Origin of the sequence: Kitasatospora aureofaciens (genome assembly GCF_019192735.1) — a bacterium.
Taxonomy (GTDB): domain Bacteria; phylum Actinomycetota; class Actinomycetes; order Streptomycetales; family Streptomycetaceae; genus Kitasatospora; species Kitasatospora aureofaciens_A.
In genome coordinates, this window is the sequence record NZ_JAHTKP010000050.1 from 1 (window position 1) to 23,388 (window position 23,388).

Annotated in this window: 20 protein-coding genes, 1 other RNA gene and 2 pseudogenes; 8 read left to right on the forward strand and 15 right to left on the reverse strand. The window is 72.0% G+C overall.

Annotation, left to right across the window (positions count from 1 at the left end):
* From KV557_RS31800 to ftsE, 7 genes and pseudogenes are all read right to left on the reverse strand, one after another.
* Positions 1–247, reverse strand: a pseudogene (locus KV557_RS31800) (ACT domain-containing protein); the annotation flags it as partial.
* Positions 248–592: 345 nt separating this feature from the next.
* A complete protein-coding gene (locus KV557_RS31805) occupies positions 593–2,893 on the reverse strand; it encodes a HelD family protein (protein ID WP_218205022.1) in 2,301 nt (766 codons plus the stop codon).
* A 150-nt stretch (positions 2,894–3,043) separates the two neighbouring features.
* Positions 3,044–3,425: a transfer-messenger RNA gene (ssrA, locus tag KV557_RS31810) on the reverse strand.
* Between the two features lie 85 nt (positions 3,426–3,510).
* Entirely contained in the window at positions 3,511–3,987 is a 477-nt protein-coding gene (gene smpB, locus KV557_RS31815) for an SsrA-binding protein SmpB (protein WP_218205023.1), read from the reverse strand.
* Between the two features lie 55 nt (positions 3,988–4,042).
* Positions 4,043–5,188, reverse strand: a complete 1,146-nt coding sequence (locus tag KV557_RS31820) for a S41 family peptidase (protein ID WP_218205024.1) — start codon at positions 5,186–5,188, stop codon at positions 4,043–4,045.
* A 134-nt stretch (positions 5,189–5,322) separates the two neighbouring features.
* Positions 5,323–6,234: a permease-like cell division protein FtsX gene (ftsX, locus tag KV557_RS31825; RefSeq protein WP_218205025.1), complete on the reverse strand. Its 912-nt coding sequence runs from the start codon at positions 6,232–6,234 to the stop codon at positions 5,323–5,325.
* 77 nt (positions 6,235–6,311) lie between these two features.
* The gene (ftsE, locus tag KV557_RS31830) at positions 6,312–7,001 is read right to left on the reverse strand and encodes a cell division ATP-binding protein FtsE (protein ID WP_063349173.1); all 690 of its coding nucleotides are present in this window, start codon (positions 6,999–7,001) and stop codon (positions 6,312–6,314) included.
* A 350-nt stretch (positions 7,002–7,351) separates the two neighbouring features.
* Between ftsE and KV557_RS31835 the strand changes: the two genes are divergently transcribed.
* Positions 7,352–7,546, forward strand: coding sequence for a hypothetical protein (locus KV557_RS31835; RefSeq protein WP_045695767.1), 195 nt, complete (start codon positions 7,352–7,354; stop codon positions 7,544–7,546).
* A 166-nt stretch (positions 7,547–7,712) separates the two neighbouring features.
* Here the strand turns inward: KV557_RS31835 and prfB are convergent, their stop codons facing one another.
* From prfB to KV557_RS31850, 3 genes are all read right to left on the reverse strand, one after another.
* Positions 7,713–8,828 carry a peptide chain release factor 2 gene (gene prfB / locus KV557_RS31840; RefSeq protein ID WP_218205026.1) on the reverse strand — a complete coding sequence of 372 codons (1,116 nt, stop codon included), beginning with the start codon at positions 8,826–8,828 and terminating at the stop codon, positions 7,713–7,715.
* An 80-nt stretch (positions 8,829–8,908) separates the two neighbouring features.
* A complete protein-coding gene (locus KV557_RS31845; protein ID WP_218205027.1) occupies positions 8,909–10,168 on the reverse strand; it encodes a serine/threonine-protein kinase in 1,260 nt (419 codons plus the stop codon).
* Between the two features lie 217 nt (positions 10,169–10,385).
* Entirely contained in the window at positions 10,386–12,194 is a 1,809-nt protein-coding gene (locus KV557_RS31850) for a serine/threonine-protein kinase (RefSeq protein WP_218205028.1), read from the reverse strand.
* Between the two features lie 379 nt (positions 12,195–12,573).
* On the opposite strand from KV557_RS31850, the gene KV557_RS31855 reads away from it, so the two are divergent.
* Complete coding sequence (locus tag KV557_RS31855) at positions 12,574–15,369, forward strand: FtsK/SpoIIIE domain-containing protein (RefSeq protein ID WP_218205029.1); 2,796 nt, start codon at positions 12,574–12,576, stop codon at positions 15,367–15,369.
* Between the two features lie 559 nt (positions 15,370–15,928).
* On the opposite strand, the gene KV557_RS31860 is transcribed toward KV557_RS31855, so the two are convergent.
* Together KV557_RS31860 and KV557_RS31865 are read right to left on the reverse strand one after the other, a co-directional pair.
* The gene (locus KV557_RS31860; RefSeq protein ID WP_308130172.1) at positions 15,929–16,747 is read right to left on the reverse strand and encodes a class I SAM-dependent methyltransferase; all 819 of its coding nucleotides are present in this window, start codon (positions 16,745–16,747) and stop codon (positions 15,929–15,931) included.
* Complete coding sequence (locus KV557_RS31865) at positions 16,744–18,057, reverse strand: helix-turn-helix transcriptional regulator (protein WP_218205030.1); 1,314 nt, start codon at positions 18,055–18,057, stop codon at positions 16,744–16,746. Before KV557_RS31865 ends, KV557_RS31860 begins: the two co-directional genes overlap by 4 nt.
* A gap of 294 nt (positions 18,058–18,351) precedes the next feature.
* Here KV557_RS31865 and KV557_RS31870 point away from each other — a divergent pair, with 294 nt between their 5' ends.
* The 6 genes from KV557_RS31870 (at position 18,352) to KV557_RS31890 (ending at position 22,620) form a co-directional block, all read left to right on the forward strand.
* Positions 18,352–18,492, forward strand: a complete 141-nt coding sequence (locus KV557_RS31870) for a hypothetical protein (protein WP_218205031.1) — start codon at positions 18,352–18,354, stop codon at positions 18,490–18,492.
* Positions 18,493–18,505: 13 nt separating this feature from the next.
* Complete coding sequence (locus KV557_RS31875) at positions 18,506–19,693, forward strand: cupin domain-containing protein (RefSeq protein WP_218205032.1); 1,188 nt, start codon at positions 18,506–18,508, stop codon at positions 19,691–19,693.
* Positions 19,690–20,586 (forward strand): aldo/keto reductase, encoded by an 897-nt coding sequence (locus KV557_RS31880; protein WP_218205033.1) that lies wholly within the window; start codon positions 19,690–19,692, stop codon positions 20,584–20,586. The genes KV557_RS31875 and KV557_RS31880 overlap by 4 nt, the downstream gene beginning before the upstream one ends.
* Entirely contained in the window at positions 20,570–20,854 is a 285-nt protein-coding gene (locus KV557_RS43280) for a hypothetical protein (RefSeq protein WP_256178262.1), read from the forward strand. Before KV557_RS31880 ends, KV557_RS43280 begins: the two co-directional genes overlap by 17 nt.
* A 30-nt stretch (positions 20,855–20,884) precedes the next feature.
* The gene (locus KV557_RS43285; protein ID WP_256178263.1) at positions 20,885–21,406 is read left to right on the forward strand and encodes a hypothetical protein; all 522 of its coding nucleotides are present in this window, start codon (positions 20,885–20,887) and stop codon (positions 21,404–21,406) included.
* Positions 21,407–21,936: 530 nt separating this feature from the next.
* On the forward strand, positions 21,937–22,620 hold the full coding sequence (locus KV557_RS31890) for a hypothetical protein (protein WP_256178264.1): 684 nt from the start codon (positions 21,937–21,939) through the stop codon (positions 22,618–22,620).
* A gap of 66 nt (positions 22,621–22,686) precedes the next feature.
* Here the strand turns inward: KV557_RS31890 and KV557_RS43290 are convergent, their stop codons facing one another.
* The 3 genes and pseudogenes from KV557_RS43290 to KV557_RS31895 form a co-directional block, all read right to left on the reverse strand.
* Complete coding sequence (locus KV557_RS43290) at positions 22,687–22,812, reverse strand: hypothetical protein (RefSeq protein WP_256178265.1); 126 nt, start codon at positions 22,810–22,812, stop codon at positions 22,687–22,689.
* A gap of 74 nt (positions 22,813–22,886) precedes the next feature.
* A pseudogene (locus KV557_RS44990) lies at positions 22,887–23,069 on the reverse strand (type II toxin-antitoxin system VapC family toxin); the annotation flags it as partial.
* 13 nt (positions 23,070–23,082) lie between these two features.
* A complete protein-coding gene (locus KV557_RS31895; protein ID WP_218205035.1) occupies positions 23,083–23,304 on the reverse strand; it encodes a hypothetical protein in 222 nt (73 codons plus the stop codon).
* Positions 23,305–23,388 lie beyond the last annotated feature (84 nt).

Genomic DNA, 23,388 nt, shown 5'->3' on the forward strand with positions numbered 1-23,388 from the left:
CCTTGCCGATCGACACGCCGTCGATCGCCCGCAGCTTCTCGACGATCTCCTCGCCGTGCGCCACCGAGGAGGCGGCCACGGTCACGTCGATCCGCAGGGCCTCCAGGCCGGAGGCGGTGACGTCGAGGCCGGTGACCGATCCGCCGGAGGACTCGACCGCCGTGGTGATCGCGCTGACCGCGTTGCCCCGGGCCGGGACTTCGAGCCGAACCGTGATCGAGTTGGAGACACTGGGCACCGTCGCCATCGACGCTTCCTTCTTCCATCCATCGGCAGGTTCAACATTTTGTTGAAGGCATCACCTGCGCATGCTAGACCTCGATCGTCGCACCTACCAGCGCGTAGCCAGAAATAACGTTCATTGAGTGTGTGGACCCCACAAGCGGGTCGACAACGAGGCTGTCAACTCCTTGCCTCTCCGGGCCGATGCGTTACATTGGACGGGACACCGGCTCGATCCAAGCCCCCGGGCCCAACCTTCGTCCCTTCGAGGGACCACTTGCCGCGAGGCGAGCATGGCGGGTCGGTGTCACTAGCGTCTGAAGGCCCCTCACCAGTGGTGAGGGGCCTTCTTCGTGCGGCGGACCGACCGTCAGTCGTGCAGCAGCGCGGGCACGCCGGCCGCGTCCGGCAGGTCGTCCGGGCCGGACAGCACGGTCAGCCGCTGGGTCGCCCGGGTCAGCGCCACGTACAGCACCCGCAGGCCGGCCTCCGACTCGCCGGCGATGCCGGTCGGATCGGCCACCACGGTCGCGTCGTACTCCAGGCCCTTGGCCTCCAGGCTGCCGAGGGCCACCACGCGCTCGCCCAGGCCCTCGGCCCAGCCGGCCGCCTCGGCCCGGCGGTCCATCGGCACCACGATCGCCACGGTGCCGTCCACCTCGCTCAGCAGCCGCTCCAGCTCGGCCCGGGCCGCCGCGCCGAAGGCCTCCGGCGACGGGTCGGTGACGGCCGCGAAGCGCGGCTCCGCCCCGACGTGGCGCACCGCGCTCGGCGACGGCGTGCCCGGCGCGGCCAGCGCCAGCACCTTGGCCGCCACCTCGGCGATCTCGGCCGGGTTGCGGTAGTTGACGGTCAGCGTGAAGCGGCGGCGCTGCTTGCCGGACAGCACCTCGTCCAGCGCGGACTGCGCCTCCTGCGGGAACGGCCAGGAGGACTGCGCCGGGTCCCCGACGATCGTCCAGGTGGCCATCCGGGCCCGGCGGCCGATCATCCGCCACTGCATCGGGGTGAGGTCCTGCGCCTCGTCCACGATCACGTGCGCGTACTCGGTCCGCTCGACGGGGACGCGCTCGCGCTGGCGGGAGCTGCGGTCGGCGAAGGTGGTGACCTCCTCCAGACCGCTCAACAGGTCCACCGCGTCCACCTCGCGCACCTTCGGCCGGGCCGGCTCGCCGAGCAGCACCTGGAGCTCGTCCACCAGCGCCACGTCGTGCGCGGACAGCGCGCCCTCACCGTTCGGGGACAGGTGGCGCCAGGAGGCGGCCAGCAGCTTCGCCTCGTCCGGGGTCACGGCGCGGCGGGCGATCCGGTTGGTGTGCCGGGACTGCTTGAGCGTGCCGAGCACCCGGCGCGGGGTCAGCGCCGGCCACCAGGCGTCCAGGAAGTCCAGGAAGGGCGCCTCGTCCGAGACGTACTCGTCGAAGGACTCCTTCTCCTCCTGGCGCTGCTCGCGGGCGTAGTGGTCGGTCGGCTTCGGCAGGTGCCGGATGGCCTCCTGCCACAGCGCGTCCAGCAGCAGCCGGCGGGCGCGCGGGCGCAGCAGGTTCAGCGGGGTGCCGCCGGAGCCCACGACGTTGCCGCGGACGGCCCTGAGCCGGCCCGCGTCCAGCTTGAGCACCTCGCCGCGGGCGACCACCTTGAGCTCCTGCGGCGCGCCCAGCTCCAGCGCCGCCCGGGCGGCCCGTCTCAGCAGCTGCACCATCCGGGCCGAGCCCTTGACCCGGGCCGCCTCCGGGGAGTCGTAGGTGCCCGCCTCGATGCCGTCCACGAGCGAGCCGACGGCCCGGATGGCCACCTGGCCCTCCTCGCCGAGCGAGGGCAGCACGCCCTCGGTGTAGGAAACCAGCAGCGGGGTCGGCGAGACCACCAGGATGCCCCCGGCGTACCGGCGGCGGTCCTGGTACAGCAGGTACGCGGCGCGGTGCAGGGCGACGGCGGTCTTGCCGGTGCCCGGGCCGCCGGTGACGAGGGTGGCACCGCCCGCGGCGGCGCGGATCACCTCGTCCTGCTCCTTCTGGATGGACGAGACGATGTCGCGCATCGAGTGGCTGCGGGCCCGGCCGAGCGAGGCCATCAGGGCGCCGTCGCCGACCACCGCCAGCTCCCGGCCGTCCAGGGTGGGGGTGAGGTCGGGGCGCAGCAGGTCGTCCTCGACGCCGATCACCTTGCGGCCCTTGGAGCGGATCACCCGGCGACGGACCACCCGGCCCGGCTCGACCGGGGTGGCGCGGTAGAACGGCGCGGCGGCGGGCGCCCGCCAGTCGATCACCAGCGGGCCGTACTCGGCGTCCAGCACGCCGAGGCGGCCGATGTGCAGGGTCTCGGCCACCGCCGGGTCGGCCGGGTCGAGCGGGGTGTTGGAGGGGATGCCGTGCTCCTCCGGGGCGTCCGCCCGCTGGAGGTCGATCCGGCCGAACAGGAAGTCCTCGAACTCGTTGTTGAGTCGCTGGAGGTGCGCGCCGGCCCGGTAGACCTGGGCGTCGCGCTCGGCGAGCGCGCCGGGAGTGCCGACCTGGACCCGCTTGGCGGCGTCCTCCAGGATGTACTCGGCCTCGGCGAGCTTCTCCTCCAGACGGTGGTAGACGGTGTCGAGGTGGTGCTGCTCACCGGCGATCTCGCGCGCGCGGACGGTCTCGTGGTCGGTGGCGGTGGTATCCGTGTTGCTCTGCATGGCCTCGGTGGTTGCGGCGGAATCCGGCTCCGGAAAACGAGCGGACGGATGATCCTACGCCCAGGGGCGCGGGAGCGCCGCCCCGGGCGCGGAAAAACCGAAGGCCGCCCTCCGCGGGAGCGGTGGGCGGCCTTCGGTGTCAACATGGGGTGGTGGAGATGCCGGGAATCGAACCCGGGTCCAGTGGAGTTAATTCAGGGCTTCTCCGAGCGCAGTCCGCTGTGATTTTCTCGGCCCTGGCAGTCACACGGACAAGCCGCCAACAGGCCCAGCTGCTGTTTGATTTCCCATCCACCCCCGCAGCCCGGGCGGACGGTTGAGTTCCCTAGATTATGCCAGGGTCCGGGTCGGGAACTCCCCGGTCTGACACCCAAGCGCTATCGGTGCTTATTAGGCAGCGAGAGCGAACTGCTGGGAATCGCGCTTAGAGTTGGCGATTATTTTTTTGCGACACGTGGTTAACGAGATCATTGCCGCGTTCCTCGGCTCGCTTCCCCTGTTTCAACATCCCCTGTCGAAACCGATCATCCCCATGTTTTGTTGAGAAACAGCAGGACGGTGACCGTCCGTGGTGCTGGCGCCATAGTACGCGAGGCGACGGGCGAGGGTCCAGCGGATTAACCCTGGCGCCGCCGGGCCGCGGCCACGGCGCGCGCCGTCTCGCGGGTGTCCTGCTTCTCGCGCAACGTCTGCCGCTTGTCGTACAGCTTCTTGCCGACGGCGAGCGCGAGTTCGATCTTCACCCGGCCGTCCTTGAAGTACAGCGAGAGCGGGACCAGGGTGTGGCCCGCGTCGCGGACCTTGGTCTCGATCTTGCGGATCTCCATCTTGTGCAGCAGCAGCTTGCGCTTGCGCCGTGCCGCGTGGTTGGTCCACGTCCCCTGGCTGTACTCGGGGATGAAGACGTTGTCGATCCAGGCCTCGTGGTTCTGGATGTAGGCGTAGCCGTCGACCAGGTTGGCCCGCCCCTCGCGCAGCGACTTCACCTCGGTGCCGGTGAGCACGAGGCCGCACTCGTAGGTGTCGAGGATCATGTACTCGTGTCGCGCCTTCTTGTTCTGCGCGATCAGCTTCTGTCCGGTTTCCTTTGCCATAGCGCCGTCATTCTCGCACTTCGGCCCCGGTCGGGGCAGCTCCTTTAGGTGCGGGTTAGGCGCGGGTCCCGAGGCCCGCGAGGACCCGGAGGGCGAGGGCGCCGGCGTCCTCGGTGCCGGTCGCGGGGACGTCGGGGGTGAGGCCGGTGCCGTCGAGGGAGCGGCCGGCCGGGGTGTAGTAGCGGCCGACGGTCATCTCCAGGACGGCGCCGTCGGCGAGCCGGCTGGGCTGCTGGACGGTGCCCTTGCCGAAGGTGCGCGAGCCCACCACGACGGCGCGGCTGCGGTCCTGGAGCGCGCCGGTGAGCAGTTCGGCGGCGCTCATCGTGCCGCCGTCCACCAGCACCACCAGCGGGGTGCGCTGGTCGCCGCCGGGCGGGGCGGTCAACTCCCGGGTCTCGCCGCGCTCCTGGTACGAGCCCACCGCACCGCCGTCCAGGAAGATCCCGGCGGTGCCGACGGCCTCCTCGACCAACCCGCCGGAGTTGCCGCGCAGATCGAGCACCACGCCGGTGTGCGGGGCGCGCAGCGCGGCGCGCACCTGCTCGGCCACGCCGCTGGTGAAGGCCCGCACGGTGATCCGCAGCACGCCCCGGTCCAGGTGCTCCGCGGTGACCTGCTGGCTGTCCAGCAGGGCGCGGCGCAGCCGGAGTTCGCGCACGGCGCCGTCCCCGCGCCGGACGGCTAAGGTGACCTCGGAGCCGACCCGGCGCTCGCCGTCCCGGCCGCGCAGCCGGGCGACCACCTCGGTGACCGGCAGGTGGTCGGCCTGGTCCTGGTCGATCCGCAGCAGCCGATCGCCGGGGGCGATCCCGGCCGAGGCAGCCGGCCCGGCCGCCACCACCTGGGAGACCGCGGTGACGCCGTCCTCGCCCCGGCCGACCGACAGGCCCACGCCGAGGTAGCGGCCGTCCAAACCCTGGCTGAACTCGGCGTACTCCTGGGCGCTGTAGTACGCGCCCCAGCGGTCGCCGGTGGCGCCGAGCAGGTGCTCGGCCTGCTGCTCGGAGAGCGCGGTGCCGGCCGGGTCCGCGCCGACCCCGGCGACGACGGACGCGGGCCGCGCCGTGTCGGCGGACGGGCGGTGCGGCGGTTCGCTCGGGTCGCCCCAGGCGCCGGTGGCGGCCCCGGCCAGCAGCACGGCGCCGAACACCAGGCTGAGGGTGGCCGCCTGACGTGCCCTGCGCGGAGTTTCTGGCATGGCATCGGAGTGTAGACACCGCACGCGGCGCGGCGGGTCGGAACGGCGGAGCGGCAAACGGCGGCGGCCCCGGACGGCGCAGTGCCGTCCGGGGCCGTCCGGGGCCGTCCAAGGGCCGGTGGGCCCTGGCCGGGTCAGACCTTGAGGTACTTGCGCAGCGTGAAGAACGCCGCGATACCGGCCATGCCCATACCGACCACGACCAGCAGCGGTATCACCGCGAGCACCGAGCTGAGCCCGATGAAGTGGATGAACTGCACCCGGTCGGCCAGCCAGTTCTGGACGAAGAAGTGCCCGCCGAGCAGCAGGCCCGAGGCCATGACGGCGCCGAGCAGAGCGGAGAACGCGGCCTCGGCGATGAACGGCATCTGCACGTAGAAGTTCGAGGCACCGACCAGGCGCATGATCCCGGTCTCGCGCCGCCTGCTGTACGCCGACACCCGGACGGTGTTGACGATGAGCAGCAGGGCGACGAACAGCATCAGCACCATGATGACGAAGGCCGCGGTCTGCAGACCGTTCAGCAGGCCGAACAGGTTCTCCAGGATCTTCCGCTGGTCCTCGACCGATTTGACGCCCGGCTTGCCGGCGAAGGCGCTCTGGATGACGTCGTACTTGGTCGGGTCGTTGAGCTTCACCCGCCAGGACTGCGGCATGGCGTCCGGGCCCAGGACGGAGATGAGCGGGTTGTCCGGGTTCATCTCCTTCCAGTGCTTGTACGCCTCGGCGGAGCTCTCGAAGGTCGCCGACTGGACCACCGAATCCATCTTGTCCAGCTGGGCCTTGATGTCCTGGACCTGCTGGTCGGTGGCCGCGCCCTTGTCGCACTGCGGCGAGTTCCGGGCGTCGGACTTGGTACAGAAGTAGATGCTCACCTCGACCTTGTCGTACCAGTACCCCTTCATGGAGTTCACCTGGTCGCGGACCAGGAGCGAGGAACCGGCGAGGGCGAGGGAGAGCGCGACACTGACGACGACCGCGATGGTCATCGTCAGGTTGCGGCGGAGACCCACACCGATCTCCGACAGGACGAACTGGGCGCGCATGCGTGTAACAACTCCAGGGTCGGTACTGCTGGTCGGACGGCTCGGGCCGGCGGGCCCTACGGCTCAGCGCTGGTGGGTCAGTGCTGGTATCCGTAGACGCCGCGGGCCTGGTCGCGGACCAGCAGCCCCTTGTCGAGCTCGATGACGCGCTTGCGCATCTGGTCGACGATGGCCTGGTCGTGGGTGGCCATCAGCACCGTGGTGCCGGTGCGGTTGATGCGGTCGAGCAGCTTCATGATGCCGACCGAGTTCTGCGGGTCCAGGTTGCCGGTGGGCTCGTCCGCGATCAGCAGCATCGGGCGGTTCACGAACGCGCGGGCGATCGCCACGCGCTGCTGCTCACCACCGGAGAGCTCGCCCGGCATGCGGTCCTCCTTGCCGCCGAGGCCGACCAGCTCCAGCACCTCGGGCACCACCTTGTTGATGGCGCTCTTGGGCTTGCCGATCACCTCAAGGGCGAAGGCGACGTTCTGCGCGACGGTCTTGTTGGGCAGCAGGCGGAAGTCCTGGAAGACGGTGCCCAGCTGGCGGCGCATGTGCGGCACCTTCCAGTTGGACAGCTTGCCCAGGTCCTTGCCCAGCACGTGCACCTCGCCCGTCGAGGGGCGCTCCTCGCGCAGGCACAACCTAAGGAAGGTGGACTTGCCCGAGCCGGACGAGCCGACCAGGAAGACGAACTCACCCTTCTCGATCTCCAGCGAGACGTTGTCCAGGGCGGGACGGTTCTGCTTGGGATAGGTCTTGGAGACGTTGTCGAATCTGATCACGGCTGCATCACGGAGGCCATCCTAGGCGGCGCCAGTCCTCGGTCGATCCACCCCGGGCGGCCCGGTCCGGGGGCGGGCGAAAGGAGCGGAAAGGGCCGCTCCCGGCTTGGGACCATACGCGAATCCGCTGTCGGCCCGCAGGGTCCGCCCGGGACAGCGGCCGGAAGTTGGGAGAGAATATCCTGTTATGCCCCGAATATTGCGAGGCATCTCACAGCCCGGGAGCCGGAACGGTCAGAACCTGGCAGAGTGGAGGGAGCGACCGTGTCCGGCCGCTCCCCCGCACAGGGCAAGAACAGGAACCAAAGCCCCGTCCGGTGCGTTGGCTGTAGCAGCGAGGAGGAGATCGCATGACCTGCGACCATCTGGTGTGCGCCAACTGCAACGGCCGCGTGAGCGATGGCCGTTGCCCGGTGTGCCGCGCCAACCGGGCCCGGCTGCAGGAGCAGCAGGGTCCGTTCGCCGCGCTCTCCCCCGCAATGCTGCTGGTCCTGCTGGCCGGACTGCTCGCGGTGGCGCTGATCGCCCGGCAGGCGCTGGCCTGAGGCCCGAGACGTACCGAAAGGGCCCCTGACCGATCCGGTCAGGGGCCCTTTCGCATGCTCACTGCTTACTGCGCGTTCACTGCTTACTGCGCGGTGGTCTCGCGCTGCTTGCGCCGGCGGATGCCGGCCTCGATGCTGTGCTTGATTTTCATCGAGGCCGTCATCCTCACGCTTGGTTCGCGGTTTCCCGCTGCTTCCTCCATCGGATGCCGGCCTCGATGAAGCCATCGATGTCGCCGTCCAGCACGGCCTGCGGGTTGCCGGCCTCGAACGCGGTGCGGACGTCCTTGACCATCTGGTACGGGTGCAGCACGTAGGAGCGCATCTGGTTGCCCCAGGAGCTGCCGCTGTCCTTGAGCGCGTCCATCGCCGCCTTCTCCTCCTGGCGGCGCCGCTCCAGCAGCTTGGCCTGGAGGACGTTCATCGCGGACGCCTTGTTCTGGATCTGCGAGCGCTCGTTCTGGCAGGAGACCACGATGCCGGTCGGGAGGTGCGTGATGCGCACCGCCGAGTCGGTGGTGTTGACGCCCTGGCCGCCGGGGCCGGAGGCGCGGTACACGTCCACGCGCAGCTCGCCCTCGTCGATGTCGACGTGGTCGGACTGCTCGACGACCGGGAGCACCTCGACACCGGCGAAGGAGGTCTGCCGGCGGCCCTGGTTGTCGAACGGCGAGATGCGGACCAGGCGGTGGGTGCCCTGCTCGACCGAGAGCGTGCCGTAGGCGTACGGCGCCTTGATGGTGAAGGTCGCGGACTTGATGCCGGCCTCTTCGGCGTACGAGGTGTCGTACACCTCGGTGGGGTACCCGTGCCGCTCGGCCCAGCGCAGGTACATGCGCATCAGCTGCTCGGCGAAGTCGGCGGCGTCGACGCCACCGGCCTCGGCGCGGATGTTGATCAGCGCCTCGCGGGCGTCGTACTCGCCGGACAGGAGGGTGCGGACCTCCAGCTCCTCGACGGCCTTCTGGAGCGCGACGAGCTCGACCTCGGCCTCGGTGCGGGTGTCCGCGTCGTCCTCGGCCTCGGCCAGCTCGAACAGCACGCCCAGGTCGTCGATACGGCTGCGCAGGCCCTCGACCCGGCGCAGTTCGCCCTGGAGGAAGGAGAGCCGGCTGGTCACCTTCTGCGCGTTCGCGACGTCGTCCCACAGGTTGGGGGCGGCTGCCTCCTCCTCCAGGACCGCGATGTCGGCCCGGATCTTGTCCAGGTCGAGGACGGCCTCGATCGACCCCATGGTCGTTTCGAGGTTCTTGAGCTCTTCGGAAGGATCGACGGCTGCCACGCCCCCCAGGGTAATGGCTCCGGGGGTGGTCATGACGACACCGGGGTCCTCCGGCCCTTCACCCCGGCCCGCTCCGGCCGCTACGGCGCCCGCGGGACGGTGCTGTGGACGGCCGGGCGCTGCGGGTGGCCGGCGTCCGGGGCGGTGGCCGCGAAGGCCGTCCAGGCCGCGGCGGCGCCCGCCAGCAGCAGGACGGTGGCCAGCACGACGGCGAGCAGCCGGCGGCGGCGCAGCAGCGCCTGCCGGTCGCGGCGCTGGCCGGCGCCCGGGGCGGCTCGCTGGGCGCGGGACTCGGCGGCGTACGCGGCCAGTTCCTCCGCGGAGGGCCGGCGCAGGCTGGTGTGGGTGTCCCGGGTGGAGTCCGGGGCGACGCCGGGCACCAGCGGGACGGCCGGGCCGCGGCGGCGCTTGTGGGTGCCGGGGCCGGGGTCCACCTCGGCGTAGACGGCCTCGCCGGGGGTGAGCGCCTCCTCGGCCGGGGCGCGGCCCTGGGAGGGGACGACGAGCACCGGCAGACCGGCCAGCGCGGGCAGCTGCTCGCGCAGCCGGGCGGCCAGTTCGGCGGCGCGCAGCCGGGAGGCGGGGGCCTTGGCCAGGCACTCGGAGATGATCCGCCACAGGCCGTCCGGCAGGCCGGGGATCGGCGGCACCTGTTCCGTGACGTGGCGGCGCAGCACGGCGCCGGTGTGGCCGCCGCCGAAGGGGGTGAAGCCGGCCAGCAGCTCGTAGAGCACGGTGGCGAGGGCGTAGATGTCGACGGCGGCACGCGGCTCCAGGCCCTCGATGATCTCGGGGGCGAGGTAGTCGGGGGTGCCGATGATCCGGGTGGCCCGGGTGCGGCGCGGGGCGTCGACCAGGCGGGCCACGCCGAAGTCGGTGAGCTTGGCGCGCGGGGCGCCGCCCGGGCCCGGGGCGGCGGCGAGGTCGAGCAGGACGTTCTCCGGCTTGACGTCGCGGTGGACGATGCCGGCCGCGTGCGCGGCGGCCAGGCCGTCGGCGACGTCGGCGATGATCGAGGCGGCTGTCTGCGGGGGCAGCGCGCCGTCGCGTTCGAGCCGGGAGCGCAGGTCGGTGCCCTGGACGAGTTCCATGACGAGGGCGAGGTCGCTGCCGTCGACGACCATGTCGCGGACGCCGACCACCCGGGGGTGGTCGAGGCTGGTCAGCGCGGCGCGCTCCTGGACGAAGCGGCCGACCAGCACCTGGTCGGCGGCCAGGTCCTCACGCAGCAGCTTGACCGCCACCGGACCGTCCGGCCCCTCACCGAGCCAGACCGTCCCGGCCGAACCCCGGCCGATCACCTGGTGGACGGTGTACCGGCTGCCGATCTTGCGTGCCAATGCTGCTCCGTGGGCGGCGCGGGAGCGCGCCCGGGGGTCCCGGGGCGCTCGGTGGGGCGGGACAACAGCGACCAACCTACGCGCCCCGACCCCCCTCGCGGGCCGCCTGAGGGCCCTGGAGCGGCACTCTCGGGCGAGAAATCTTCGGAATTGTCGACAAAGCGTCAATCCTGCGGTTCGGGTGTGGGCCGGTGGTCGGCCCACACCCGTCGCGGCGTCAGTTCTTCGCGCTGCCGACCAGGTTGGTCACCCAGTCGTACGCGGTGTGGTACCAGCCCTGCACGTTGTCCCAGTAGTGCGGCAGCGGCGTGAAGTTCCACAGCGCCACGGCGGCGACGGCCAGCACCAGCAGCACCATCAGGCAGCCCTTGAGGCAGCCGAGCCCCGGGATGTACATCCGGTTGCGGCTGCGCGGGCGCCGCTCGCGCGGCGGGGCGGGCTCGCGTCGGGCCGGTGCGGGCGGCTCCTCCCGGCGCTGCGGGGGCTCCCGGTGCTGCGGCGCGGGCGGCTCGGCCCGGCGCACCGGGGCGGGCGGGGGCGGCGGCGGGTACGCGCCCTGCGACTGCCCGTAGCCCGACGGGGCCTGTCGGTAGCCGCCGGGCGGCTGCGGACGGCTGCCGCCGCCCTGGGCCTGGTAGGGCGGCGGGGCCACCGGCGGGCGCTGGGCGTACCCGGGCCCCTGGCGGCGCTGGTCGGGGCGGCCCTGGTCCGGGCGGTAGGCGCCCGGCGGCGGCTGGTAGCCCGCCGGGGGCGCCCCCTGTCCCGCCTGGAAGGGCTGCGGAGCGACCTGCGGGTCCTCGAAGTCCTCCGGGCCGAAGTGGCCGACCTGGGTCTGCTGGTTGCGGTCCCGCGCGGCGCGCAGCTGGGTCTGCCAGGGGTGCGGCGCCTCCTCCTGCGGCGGGCCCGGCGGGGGCGGCGGCACCGCGGTGGGCGGCATCACCTGGGTGCGGTCCGCGGCGCCGTACGGGGCGGCGGGCGGCGGCTGGGTGCCCATCACCCGGGTCGCCGCGGCCGGGTCGAACTGCGGGGCGCCCTGGCCGGCCGGCAGCACCTGGGTGCGGTCCTCGGTCGCCGGAGGGACGACCGGGGCGGTGCCCGGCACCGAGGCCGGCTGCGGGTCCGGCAGCAGCAGCGCGCCGACCGCGAGCGCCGCGTCCACGGCCGCCGGGGAGGCGTGCACGCCGACGCCGGCCGCGACCACCCGTAGCGCCTGCGCCAGCGAGGTGGCGCTCGGCCGCTGCGCCGGGTCCTTGCGCAGGCAGCGCTCGATGACCGTCCAGAGCGGCTCGGGCATGGTGCTGGGCCGCTGCGGCTCCTGCGCCAGGTGCGCCTGGAGGATCGCGAGCGCGCCGTCGCCCTGGAACGGCTGGCGGCCGGTGACCAGCTCGTACAGCATGATCCCGGCGCCGTAGACGTCCACCGCGGAGGTCTGCGGGCGGCCCTCGGCGGACTCCGGGGCGACGTAGGCGGGGGTGCCGACGAACTCGTGGGTGCGGGTGATGCCCGGGGAGTCGGCGAGCCGGGCGATGCCGAAGTCGGTCAGCAGCGGGTGCATCTGCTCGGTGCCGTCCACCAGGGTGGAGGCGAGCAGCACGTTGGCCGGCTTGAGGTCGCGGTGGACGATCCCGTCCGCGTGGCTGGCCGCGAGCGCGTCCGCGACCTGGGCCATCAGCAGGGCGCCCGCGATCGGGCTGAAGGGGCCGTTGGAGCGCAGGTAGCGTGCCAGGTCGGGGCCCTCGACGAGGTCCATCACCAGGGCCAGCAGCTCGCCCTCGACGACCAGGTCGCGGATCCGGACGATGTTGGGGTGGGTGAGCCGCAGCAGCAGGGAGCGCTCGCGCAGGAAGCGCATCACGACGTCCGGGTCGGCCGCCAGCTCCTCGCGCAGCACCTTGATCGCCACGAGCTGCCCGGGCTCGCTGCCGGGCACCTCGACGTCGGGGCGCACGCAGCCGCGCCAGACGGTGCCGGTGGCTCCCCGTCCGAGGGTCTCCTCAAGCAGATACTTGCTGCCGACTGGCCGCACCTGTCGCACTCCTCGCCGTGCCGCCCGCGCGGGGCGCTCCTCCGCCGGTGCGGTGAGCCTGCCGGGCCCGTGTTTGCGGCCACTCTAACGGGGTCCGTTCGGGTTTCAGAGGCGACCGGCAGGCCGTCCGCGCGGTCTCGGGGACGGCTTCGGGGACATCCCCTGGGGAAGGGTCACGGGGGCCTTGCGGGTGCCGGTTGACCTGACTCTCCGTCGCCTCCACCATGGCGATGATCGCAAGATCGTCAAATCCGGTACGGTGCGCGGACTGTCCGTGACGGATGGCAGGATGGACACTCGCCACTCCGGTGGCCCACACGTGTCCGCAGCGGCACAGCGGTACCAGGCTTCACATCAGCAGAAGGGACCCGCGGGCGAGATGCAGATCCGGCTGACCGTCCTCCGACCGCGCAGCGGCCCGACCGCCGCCGGCACCGCCATCCCCTACGTGGACGTACTGGTCACCGCGCCCGTCGGCACCGCGCTCGGCGCCCTCGCGGGCGCGCTCGCGGGCGCCGTGGGCGTGCGCGGGCCCCGGGCCGCCACCCATGTGCACCTCTACGCCGGGGCCCACCGGGTGGACGAACACACCCTGCTCGGCCACCCCCCGCTGCTCGACGGCGCCGTACTCAGCCTCAACGAGCCCGACCCGACCGCCGACGACCCCGACGACATCCCCGCCGCCGCCGAGCTGCGCGTGGTCGGCGGCCCCGACGCCGGCGGCGTGCACCGGCTGCACGGCCGGGAGATCCGGATCGGCCGCTCCGGCGAGGCCGACGTCCCGCTCGACGACCCGGACGTCTCCCGGCTGCACCTGTCCCTGCACCTCGCCGAGGACGGCCGGGTCACCGTCCGCGACCTCGGCTCCACCAACGGCACCACCCTGGACGGCCGGCTCGTCCCGCCCGGCCCGCCGGAGGAGGCCGTCCCGCTCGACCCCGGCACGCTGCTGCGGATCGGCGAGTCCACCCTGCAGCTCGCCGCCCCCGAGCCCGCCGCCGAGCCCGCCCGCGCCGCCCTGCCCGACGGCCACGGTTTCCTTCAGCTCGCCGCCCCCGGCCCGGTCCGGCCCGCCCCGCCCGTCGTCGAACCGCCCGCCGCCCCCGAGCCCGCCGCCGGGCGCAGCCGCGGCCTGCTCTCGCTGCGACTCGGCCGCACCGCCGAACCGCCCGGCCAGGAGAGCGCCGAGCGCCACCACACCGCCGTCCGGATCCGCCAGGCCGCCGCCCAGCGCGAGCGCTGGCCCGACCTCGCCACCCTGCTGCTCAACGCCCTCGGCCCCGGCCCCCGGCTCTGGGAGCGCGGCCCCGGCCACCCCGACGCGCTCACCCTCCGGCTCGGCACGGCCGACCGCCCCGGCGGCCCCGGCACAACCCCCGGCACGATGCTGCCCGCCGTCCCGGTCACCCTCGACCTGCAGACCGCCGGCAGCCTCGGCCTCAGCGGCCCGCGCGAGCGCCTGGACGCGCTCACCCGCGCCGTCGTCGCCCAGCTCGCCGCCCTGCACCCGCCGAGCGGCCTCAGCCTGGTCGTCATCGACGCCGACCCGGCGCGCAGCATCCAGGACCGCGCCGACACCTGGGCCTGGGCGCTCTGGCTGCCCCACCTGCGCCCCGCCGACGGCCAGGACTGCCGCCTGCTGCTCGGCCTCGACGACGACCAGGCCACCGCCCGGCTCACCGAGCTCACCGCCCGGCTCAGCGGTCCGATCGGCCTCGGCGGGCACCCCGCCACCGTCGTCGTGGTCGACGGCCGCCCGGCCACCGAGGCCGCCCGGCAGGCGCTCGACCTGCTGCTGCGCCAGGGCCCGGCGGTCGGCATCTTCCCGCTCTGCCTCGCCGAGCAGCCCGAGCTGCTCCCCCGCGGCGTCGGCGCCACCGCCCTGATCACCGGCGAGGTCGGCACCCAGCTCTCGCTCGACCGCCCGGTCGCCCGGGGCCGCGAAACCCTGCACGAGATCTCGCTGGACGCCGTCTCCGACGCCTGGGCCGAGCGGCTGGCCCGCGTCCTCGCCCCGCTGCGCGAGGCCGCCCCGGCCGCCCGCGGCCCGCTGCCCGACGCGCTGCGGCTGCTCGACCTGCTCCAGCTCGACACCGTCACCCCGGCCAAGCTGTCCGCCCGCTGGGACGCCCACGCCGGCGGCATCGGCGCCGCCACCGCGCTGCTCGGCACCACCAGGGACGAGCTCTGCACGCTCGACCTGGCCGACCCCGAACTTGCCCTTCCCTCCCCCGACCCGGGCGGCCCGCACCTGCTGATCGGCGGCGCGCGCGGCTCGGGCAAGACGGAGCTGCTGCGCACCCTGGTCGCCTCGCTCGCCGTCTCCGAGCGGCCCGAGCGGCTGGCCGTCACGATCATCGAGGGCCGGGCCACCGAGGACGGCCTGGACGGCTGCACCGAGCTGCCGCATGTCACCGGGCGGGTCAACGCCGCCACGGAGCCGCGGGCCGCGCTGCTCGCGGCGGAGGCCCTGGAGGACGAACTCGCCCTGCGCGAGCGGCTGTTCGACGGCCTGGACTTCTCCTCCTGGCACGCCGCGCGGATCCTGGACGCCGACCGTCCCGCGGTCCCGGTGCCCGCGACGGTCGGCGCGGCCTCCGCCGCCACCCCGAAGGTCATCCACCCGCGCAGCGCCGAGGGCCCCCGGCCGGCTTCCCCCACTTCTTCCGTCCCCGCGCGTCTGATCGTCGTCGTCGACGACTACGACGCCCTGCTCTCCCCCATCTCCCCCGCCGGCCGCCCGCTCGCCCGCGCACTCGCCGCCGTCGCCCGCCGCGGCGGCCCGCTCGGCGTCCACCTCGCGGTCACCACCGGCCGGCCGGAGGAGAGCGCCGGCACCGAGGTCGACGAGGCCGCCCTGCTCCGGATCGCCCTGCGCACCGAGGACCCGGCCGACTCCGACCTGCTGATCCACCTCGGCGACGCCGCCGCCCTCCCCGAGGAGACCCCCGGCCGCGGCTACCTGCGCCTGCCGGACGGCGGCGTGTCCGCCTTCCAGGCCGCCCGGATCAGCGGCCGGATCCCGCGCACCGCGACGCTGCGCCCCACCGTGGTCGCGATAGACCCGCTCCAGCTCGGCGCCCCGCCCGCCCGCCGCCCGGTCCGCGAACTCGGCAACGGCCCCACCGACCTCGCCCTCCTCGCCAGCGCCCTCCAGCGCGCGGCGTCCCGTTAGCACCTCCGGCAAAGAACACGGGCGGCCCGGCCGAGAACGGCCGGGCCGCCCAAAGACTGCCCAGCAGGAGCGGTAACGACCTAGTGAATGATCAACACAACTAGGTGGGCCCGCGTGCAAGCACACGGGCCCACCCAAAGACGCCTTCAGCGTGGTGTCGACAGACCCACCCCAACTCAGGGCCCCACCCGCCCCTCCCCTCTGCCCCTGTCACCCCGTCGCCGCTTCGGCACAGCCGAAGCGGCGACGGCGTTGTCCGGCACCCCTTCTGCGCAGGAAGTCGGCCAGACCGACTTCCTGCGCAGAAGGGAGGAGGGCTGCGGGTTAATTGCAGTTCCTATTTCGCTGCCCCGCCGGACGGGTCCGGCGGGGCAGCGAAATAGGAACCGGCCTGTGCGGATGCAAGCTCGGAACAAGATGCCGGTCTTCAAGGTGACCTCGAAGACCGGCACATGACATGACGAAACGATTCCACAGACGAGGCGCTAGGAGCGTCGATTCAGGCGAGCGGTCTTTGATCACACCCTGCGGCCTGGTGTAGCGGGCCGGTCCTCTCCTGTCAGGGGTGACAGATCAAGATGCCGCCAAGGCATGTGATCTTGAACGACCCCTCGGTCGCGATCGTGGCGGCAGCGATCTCGGCCGCCCGGCTGACGGTCTCGTGGAACGGGACACCGCATTGGTCGACCCACGCCTCGTAGGAGGCCAGGTGGGCAACGATCGGCGCAGGGTCGGTGATCTCTATGGTGCCGGGCAGTTCCCACACCCGGATGTCCTTGAACGCTGTCCCGAGGTAGCCGGGGGCCTTCTCCAGGGAGAAGCGGGAGCTGAGGGAGACCCGTGCCGGCCCCTCGGGAATCCCGAGGACGTCTCCTGCGGCCCTGGCCCAGAGCCGATCCAGCTCCTGTTTGTCGGTGTCGCTGTTGGTCGAGGCGATGAGCACACCGCCGGGCCGGAGGACGCGGGCCAGTTCCTTGATCGTGGTCTCGATGTCGCTGACGTGGTACAGCATGTGCAGGGCCAAGACGGCGTCGGCGCTGTCGTCGGCGAAGGGCAGTGCCTGGGCGTCGGCCACCAGGACTGGCTTTTCGATGTCGGCGAGGATGCCCGCCGAGATGTCCGTCCCGACGATCTGAAGGTCCGGGCGGTCGTGGTGCAGGCGACCGACAAACTTGCCGTTGCCGCAGCCGATGTCGAGCACGGTACCGCTGGTGGCGGCCAGCTCATCAACGACGATCCCGGGCAGGTCGTACTGCGGCCGCTGCCACTGGTAGATCGACTGGCGGGCGGCCAGGTGGCGTCCGTCGGCGTAGGCGGCGTTCGCGAGGATCATCCTGTCGGCGACTGCGGCGTCCTGGTGCGCGGTGTTGCTCGTCACTGGGGCAGCTCCGGAGGGTTCGTGAGTGCGGGTCGAGAGCAGGCTTCTCTGACATTCTCACGGAGACTCAGGACGAGCGGGGAGCCTGCATAGGCGGGCTCGGCGAGACGAGTGCTCAGTGCCCGAAGGCGGGTGGAGATGCTCGCTGTTCGCCGGTCCGGTGCGGCGTCCAGCACAACCGAGAGCTTCTCCTGCACGCCGTCGAGGTCGCCGTGGGCGAGATGGGCGTTGGCGAGGTCAAGGCGGGCGGCCAGCAGGTCGCCGGAGGACTGCTCCTGCTGCGGTGCGGCCTCGTACATGGCAATGGCCCTGGAAGATGCCTCGATGGCGCGGTTCACGTGAGGCTGGCTGCCCAGGGCAAGGAGGGCGGTGCCGGCATAGGTCCACTGCTTGGCCTCGGGGAACGTGAAAACGCCGGGAAGATCCACGGCGACTACTGTGCTCCGTGCTGCCTCGGCTGCCTCCGCGGCTCGGAGCGCGCTCGCGCTGTCGCCGAGCCCGGCGGTGGCCCGTGCTTCGAGGCTGAGCAGGCGGGCTGCGATCGTCCCGCTGTCCGCGTACGGCAGTCCGGCTCTGGCCAGCTCGGCGGCCTGGCGGTGGTCCTGCTGCCAGTAGGCGATCAGGGACTGGACGGATCGGATCCAGGCCCGAAGGCCGTTGTGGCCGGCTGACTCTGCACAGCGCCAGGCTGTTCGCGAGTGGGTAGCCGCAGCGGTGTACTGGCCAAGGTCGAGGGCGACATGGGTGGCCAGGCCGCAGAGGCGTCCGGCCTGCAGGTAGAGATGGCTCGTCTGGTAGGGGTGTTGGCGACCTCGGAGTAAGCCGAACACTCCTCGCCGGAGTGTTCCGATGTCGTGGAAGAGCTCGGACACCGGCTTGCTCACGTAGTCCCCTGCCAGCCTCGCGATGTCCGCGTCGATCTGTTCCAGCAGCGTGACGTCCACGTTGGACGCACTCGCGAAGCGAAGGAAGAGCGCGGACTCCGCCGAGTCAGCTGCCACGGCCACTACGAGATCGTTGTCGTGGTCCGGGCGCCGGGCAGGCACAGGAGGTGAGGCATCGCCGACGCGGCTGGGCGGTGGAACTGCTTCGACGCCTGCGGGGGATGCTGCCAGCAGGTCGGCCAACTGGTCGACCGAGAGTTCCAGGGCGCGGGCGAGCTTCGGCCGCATCCAGGGCTGCGGGGTACCCCTACCGCTCTCCCACCGCCCCACAGTCGTACGGTCCACATCGAGGGCATCAGCCAGTGACTCCTGGGTGTGGCCAACAGCCTCCCTGCGCTGGATCAGCCGGGACCTCCTGGATGCCATCCCGCGTCCTCCAGAGGTACGTCAGTTCGTCTGTAGCCAGAACAGGCCAGGTCATGCCCAGGTTTGCAGCACGGATGCCTCATCGCCGCATCAATTCTGCTCTGGTTCACCGGCGTTGGAGGCGGTTCTCTAGGTACCTGCCGGGTGAATCCCGGCGCGAATCGGCCCGCTGCCGACCTCGTCCCGGTGACCACCTGAGGTTCCTTGCCGCGGCTTGCCCTGGCAACGGATCCATCGCTGCACCCACCACGGGGCTGGGCAATCGGCCCGCCCCTTGATTCCGAAGGAGTATTCATGCCCGAGAACCTGACGAGCAGCACCGAGCTGGAGGGCGACGGTCTGCTGGTCGCCCGTGCGAAGGTCACCGCGGCCCGCTCGCGCGGCGAGCAGGGGTCGGACGGCGGCTCCACCGGCCGTACCGACACCAACGACTGACGGCTGCATCACGATGACCGCCGAGTACCTCTCGGTGGTTGAGCGTCTGGGCGGGGATGACTTCCTCGCCCAGACGCTCGGCCGCAGCTTCAAGGTCGCACGCGGCGAAGCCGCGTCACTCGCCGGACTGATGAGCTGGGATGACCTCAACGCCATCCTGACCAACCACCGGTTCGAACCCCCTCGCTTCCGACTCGCCACCAACGGGGAGCAGCTGCCCGCGCACACGTACTCCCGGCCGATCACCACCCGGCGCAGCACCGTCTGGCACCGGCTCCAGCCCTCCGAGTTGCACAGGCGTCTCGCCGAGGGTGCCACGCTGGTCCTGGACGCCGTCGACGAACTCCACCCCAGCATCGGTGCTCTGGTCGGCCAGCTGGAGCGCCGGCTGCGAACCGGCATGCAGGCCAACCTGTATGCCTCCTGGACCGGCATCGAGGGCTTCGGCGTCCACTGGGACGATCACGACGTGGTCGTCGTCCAGCTCGACGGCGCGAAGCGCTGGCGCATCTACGGCCCCACCCGCACAGTGCCGATGCACCGCGACGTCGACACGCCCGAGCCGCCGCCCGAAGAGCCCGTCGCCGATCTGGTCCTCACCGCCGGCGATGTGCTCTGTCTGCCTCAGGGCTGGTGGCACGCCGTCGCCGCCTCCGAGGGCGAACACTCGCTGCACGTCACGTGCGGGCTGCAGAGCACGACGGGCGCCGATCTGATCACCTGGCTGTCGGAGATGCTGCGCGCCCACGAGGCCGTCCGGGCGGACATCCCGCGCTTCGCGGCCGCCGAGGAGCAGCGCGCCTTCCTCGACACGATCGGCAAGCTCCTCGCGGCCGAGCTGGAGAGCAACGACCTGATCGCCCGCTTCTCCTCCGCTCGCGACGCCACCGAGCGAGCCCGGCTAGCGCCGTCGCTGCCCTATATCACGGCGGCCCCACCGGATGCCGACCTGCAGGTGCGCCTGGTCACCACGCGGCCCGCGCTCGCGGCCGCGCCCGACGGCACCGTCCGGCTGACCGCCGGCGGCGAGGAGTGGACGTTTGCCGCCAAGGCCGAGCCGATGCTCGCGCTCCTCGCCGACGGGGAACCTCACCGGCTGGCCGATCTCGCGCAGGCCGCAGGCATCACCCTCGCGCAGGCTGCCGGTGTCGTGACGGAGCTGGTCGACGGCCAGGCCGCCGCGATCGGCGGTGCACGATGACGGCCCGGCTGGGCCTCGGCACTTACCGCTGCCTCGATGTCGCCCAGGCGGCGCTGATGGCCGCCTCCCGAGGTCTCGACTGGGTGGACACCGCGCCCAACTACGAACGGGGCCAGGCGGAGACCTCGCTCGCCCCGGTTCTGGCCGCCTACCCGGATCTGCGCGTTTCCACGAAGGTGGGCTTCGTCCCGGCCAGCGCCAGGCACATCGGCATGAGGACCGGCGCCCTGGCCACAGCGGACGCCGAACGCGGGCACTGCCTCGCCCCGGACTGCATCGCCTGGCAGCTCGCTCGTAGCAGGCGCGTGCTCGGCCGGGTGCCCGATCTGGTGTTTGTGCACAACCCCGAACACGGCTACCCGGAACGCGAGATCACCGACCGGCTCCACACCGCCTTCCTGGCACTGGAGGAGGCGTGCAGTCAACAGATCATCAGCGCCTACGGGGTGGCGACCTGGCGTGGCTTCAGCAGCGGCCTCTTTGACGTCCCGGCGCTGGTCGAACTCGCGGCCAAGGCCGGCGGCCAGAACCATCACCTGCGGGCCATCCAGCTCCCGGTCTCCCTCGTCCACCTTGCGCCTGTTGCCCAGGCTCTCGACGGACATGGCCCGCTGGCTGATGCCCTGGATGCGGGACTGGAGGTGTTCGCCTCCGCCCCGCTCCACGGGGGCGAGATCCCCGGCATGGTGACCCCGGAACTGTCCGAGCTGATCGACCCTGACAAGAGGCCTGCCGAGGCCGCCCTCGCCGTCGTTGCTTCAGCCCCAGGGGTGAAGCGCGTGCTCCTGTCGACGGGGAACCCGGAACACTGGGGGCAGGCCGCCGAAGCCGTCGGCCAGCCGCCGTTGTCTCCGAACGTACTGCGAAGGGTCGTTGATGTACTCGGAACCTGAGCCGGACACCGCCAGGCGGATGCGCGAGATGCACGCCGCAGCAGCGTTGGCGCTCTGCGCGACGCCGATCGGCTCCCGCGAAGCGTGGGGCTGGCGCGGACGTACTCTCAGCCGCCCGGTCGCCACAGCGTCTGGCGAGGGCTGGCTCCGCCTGGTGTCCGCCCCGGCCGACAAGGCCGGCGGAAAGCTCTGGGAGGGACCGCAGGAGGCAGAACGGCTCATGCCTCCTGCGGTGCCCAGGCCGCGCCTGCGGGAGCGGCGCACCTGAACCGAGGGCGAGCACGGCTACCTGGCAGAGATGTACGACAAGATCACCGTCCCCACCATCACCACCCACGAGCCGATCCTCCGGGAAGCGCCCGACCTGGACGATGCCTGGTGGGACGGACTCAGCACCGCCCTCGATGCCATTGCCGCCGTCCCCAGCCACCGGGTGGCGGTCCGGCAGGAATACCTGGACCGTGGCATGCCGCAGTACCTGGGCATCCCGATCGAGACCAAGGTGCCTGCCTGGACGACGGCTCACGGTGACTTGCACTGGGCCAATCTCACCGGCCCGACCCTCACGGTGCTCGACTGGGAAGGCTGGGGCGTCGCGCCTGCCGGCTACGACGCGGCGCTCCTCCACGCCTACAGCCTCCTTGTGCCCGACACCGCCACTGAGGTCCGACGGTGGCTCGGCCACATCCTTGACACCTCCTCCGGGAGATTCGCGGAGCTCGTGGTCATCACCGAGCTGCTGCAGACAGTAGCCCGAGGCGACAACCTCGAACTGGAGGGACCGCTACGTGCGCGGCTCGCCTGCTTGACGGAGAGCTGAGGTGGCGGTCTGCCTACATGGCTCCGGGAGAGCAATCGGCACCGTTCTCCGACCGCCCATCCTCCAGCAGTCGGACTGCCTGGCCGGGTGCGGGCGCGGGCTGCTCCTCGTAAGCGCCCTCCCCACCAGGTGGGGCCACGAGCCGCGCCCCGGCGGCATCGGCAAGATCGTCTGGTGCGAGTGCACCCCGTGACCCCGATATCGAGGGCGGGGCCGTAGTGCACCAGGGCCCCGCCCTCAACCGGCCCTTCCGGATGCGGATTTCGCGAACGCTTCGCACTCCGCGTAGCGGATGTGCTACTTTCCGCATTGTCAACAGAACATAGAAGACCCCGGCGGTGGTGGAACACCCCGGGGTCGGGCACCAGGAGCTAGCTCTCCCAATGCAGATTCATCGTAGCGCCCACGCGCGCTCTTTTACCGTCCTTCCGAACGGCCTGTTGCAGGACCGTCGCCTCAGTTACACCGCCCGAGGCCTCCTCGTCGACCTTCTCTCCCGCCCTGACGGCTGGCGCGAGGACGGCCGGCAGATGGCCGACACCAGTCCGCAGGGGCGCGGCGCCCTCCGCCGCGCGCTCAAGGAGCTGAAGGACGCCGGGTACTACCGCGTCGACAAGGTCCGGCTGCCCAACGGCACGGTCCGCTCCGAGGCCCACATCTTCGACACGCCTCAGCTTGCACCGGCTGTCCCCCGTCCGGCCGCCGGTGAACGAGGCACCGGCCGCGCTGTCACCCCTCCCGTAAAGAACCCGGAAGAAGAACCCACCCTCCCGGACGAACAGACTCGGGCAGCGGTAGCGGCGCTCTTCCGGGCGATCCGCCCCGAACCGCGTCTGCGCCTCGGCGCGGCCGAGGCGCAGACGCTCGCGCCCCTCGTCGCCCAATGGCTGGAACGCGGAAGCACCGCAGCCGAGTTGGCCCACGCCCTGCTTCCTGGCCTGCCCTCGCCCATGCACTCCCCTGCGGCGATCCTCCGCGATCGTCTGCAACGCAAAATGCCGCCCGAACGATCGGCGCCCCCACCAGCCTCCTATGCCGAGTGCGGCCGATGCCACGACCCAGTGCCCGAACCCGGGATCTGCCGCCCCTGCGCGGGCCTCGGCACCAGAACCGTCGCGGTCGGCACCGGCGCCGCCGCCACCCCCGACGGCGCCGCCCGCGCCCGCGCGGCCCTGCGCGGGCGCGGTCCCCTCGTCGGCGCCCTCGGCACCTGAGCGACGCAAAGCGGCGGGCCCGCGTCCGAAGAGGACGCGGGCCCGCCTCGTCCACCGGTCTGCCGACTACGGCAGCAGCGTGAAGGCCGCCGTGTGCACAGGGGTGATGGCACGGAAATGACGCTGATCGAGCGTCGCGATGCATTCGACCCGATGTCGCTCTGCCAGCGCCACGACCGACGCGTCGGCCACTCCCAGCGAAATCCGCGGTATCGGCGCATGAGCTCGGCTGTCCTCAAGAGATCGGCCTCGTCCGCCTGGGTCTGAACGAACTCCCCGGCGGCCACCGCCTCCACGAGGTTGCTCTCGGCGTCGGGGCTCACTCGTGTTGCCAGGAGATAGCAGGCCTCGGTTAGGACGTACGGGGTGAGCAGCAGCTCCCCAACGTGGGATTCCAGCAGCTTCGCGCACCGACCGTGATCGGGATCGCGGCGGTTGAGCAGGGCCACGATCGGGCCGGTGTCAACGATCAGCGTCGGAACGGCCAAACTCCTCCCGGAGGATGTCCTTCGCCCGCGCCCCCAGGTCAGTCTCCGGCCCGTCGAACGTGCGGAGGACCCGGAAGCGACTGGGTGGGGTGTCCTTCACCAGGCGCAGAGCATGCCGACGGAGTTCCTCGACCTGGTCGGGCTCCAGATGCTCGATGATCTCGAAGAGGTCGCTGTAGTCAGGTGCGGTGGCCATCCGAACTCCTCCACTGGTCACTCACGCCAACGATAGCGCCGCCGGCATCCACCCGGACACGCAAAGCGGCGGGCCCGCGTCCGA

Bases quoted from the DNA above. Each gene is read 5' to 3' on its own strand.
- KV557_RS31805 (WP_218205022.1), bottom strand. From the start codon at position 2,893: ATGCAGAGCAACACGGATACCACCGCCACCGACCACGAGACCGTCCGC.
- smpB (WP_218205023.1), bottom strand. From the start codon at position 3,987: ATGGCAAAGGAAACCGGACAGAAGCTGATCGCGCAGAACAAGAAGGCG.
- KV557_RS31820 (WP_218205024.1), bottom strand. From the start codon at position 5,188: ATGCCAGAAACTCCGCGCAGGGCACGTCAGGCGGCCACCCTCAGCCTG.
- ftsX (WP_218205025.1), bottom strand. From the start codon at position 6,234: ATGCGCGCCCAGTTCGTCCTGTCGGAGATCGGTGTGGGTCTCCGCCGC.
- KV557_RS31835 (WP_045695767.1), top strand. From the start codon at position 7,352: ATGACCTGCGACCATCTGGTGTGCGCCAACTGCAACGGCCGCGTGAGC.
- KV557_RS31855 (WP_218205029.1), top strand. From the start codon at position 12,574: ATGCAGATCCGGCTGACCGTCCTCCGACCGCGCAGCGGCCCGACCGCC.
- KV557_RS31865 (WP_218205030.1), bottom strand. From the start codon at position 18,057: ATGGCATCCAGGAGGTCCCGGCTGATCCAGCGCAGGGAGGCTGTTGGC.
- KV557_RS31870 (WP_218205031.1), top strand. From the start codon at position 18,352: ATGCCCGAGAACCTGACGAGCAGCACCGAGCTGGAGGGCGACGGTCTG.
- KV557_RS31875 (WP_218205032.1), top strand. From the start codon at position 18,506: ATGACCGCCGAGTACCTCTCGGTGGTTGAGCGTCTGGGCGGGGATGAC.
- KV557_RS31880 (WP_218205033.1), top strand. From the start codon at position 19,690: ATGACGGCCCGGCTGGGCCTCGGCACTTACCGCTGCCTCGATGTCGCC.
- KV557_RS43280 (WP_256178262.1), top strand. From the start codon at position 20,570: ATGTACTCGGAACCTGAGCCGGACACCGCCAGGCGGATGCGCGAGATG.
- KV557_RS43285 (WP_256178263.1), top strand. From the start codon at position 20,885: ATGTACGACAAGATCACCGTCCCCACCATCACCACCCACGAGCCGATC.
- KV557_RS31890 (WP_256178264.1), top strand. From the start codon at position 21,937: ATGGCCGACACCAGTCCGCAGGGGCGCGGCGCCCTCCGCCGCGCGCTC.
- KV557_RS31895 (WP_218205035.1), bottom strand. From the start codon at position 23,304: ATGGCCACCGCACCTGACTACAGCGACCTCTTCGAGATCATCGAGCAT.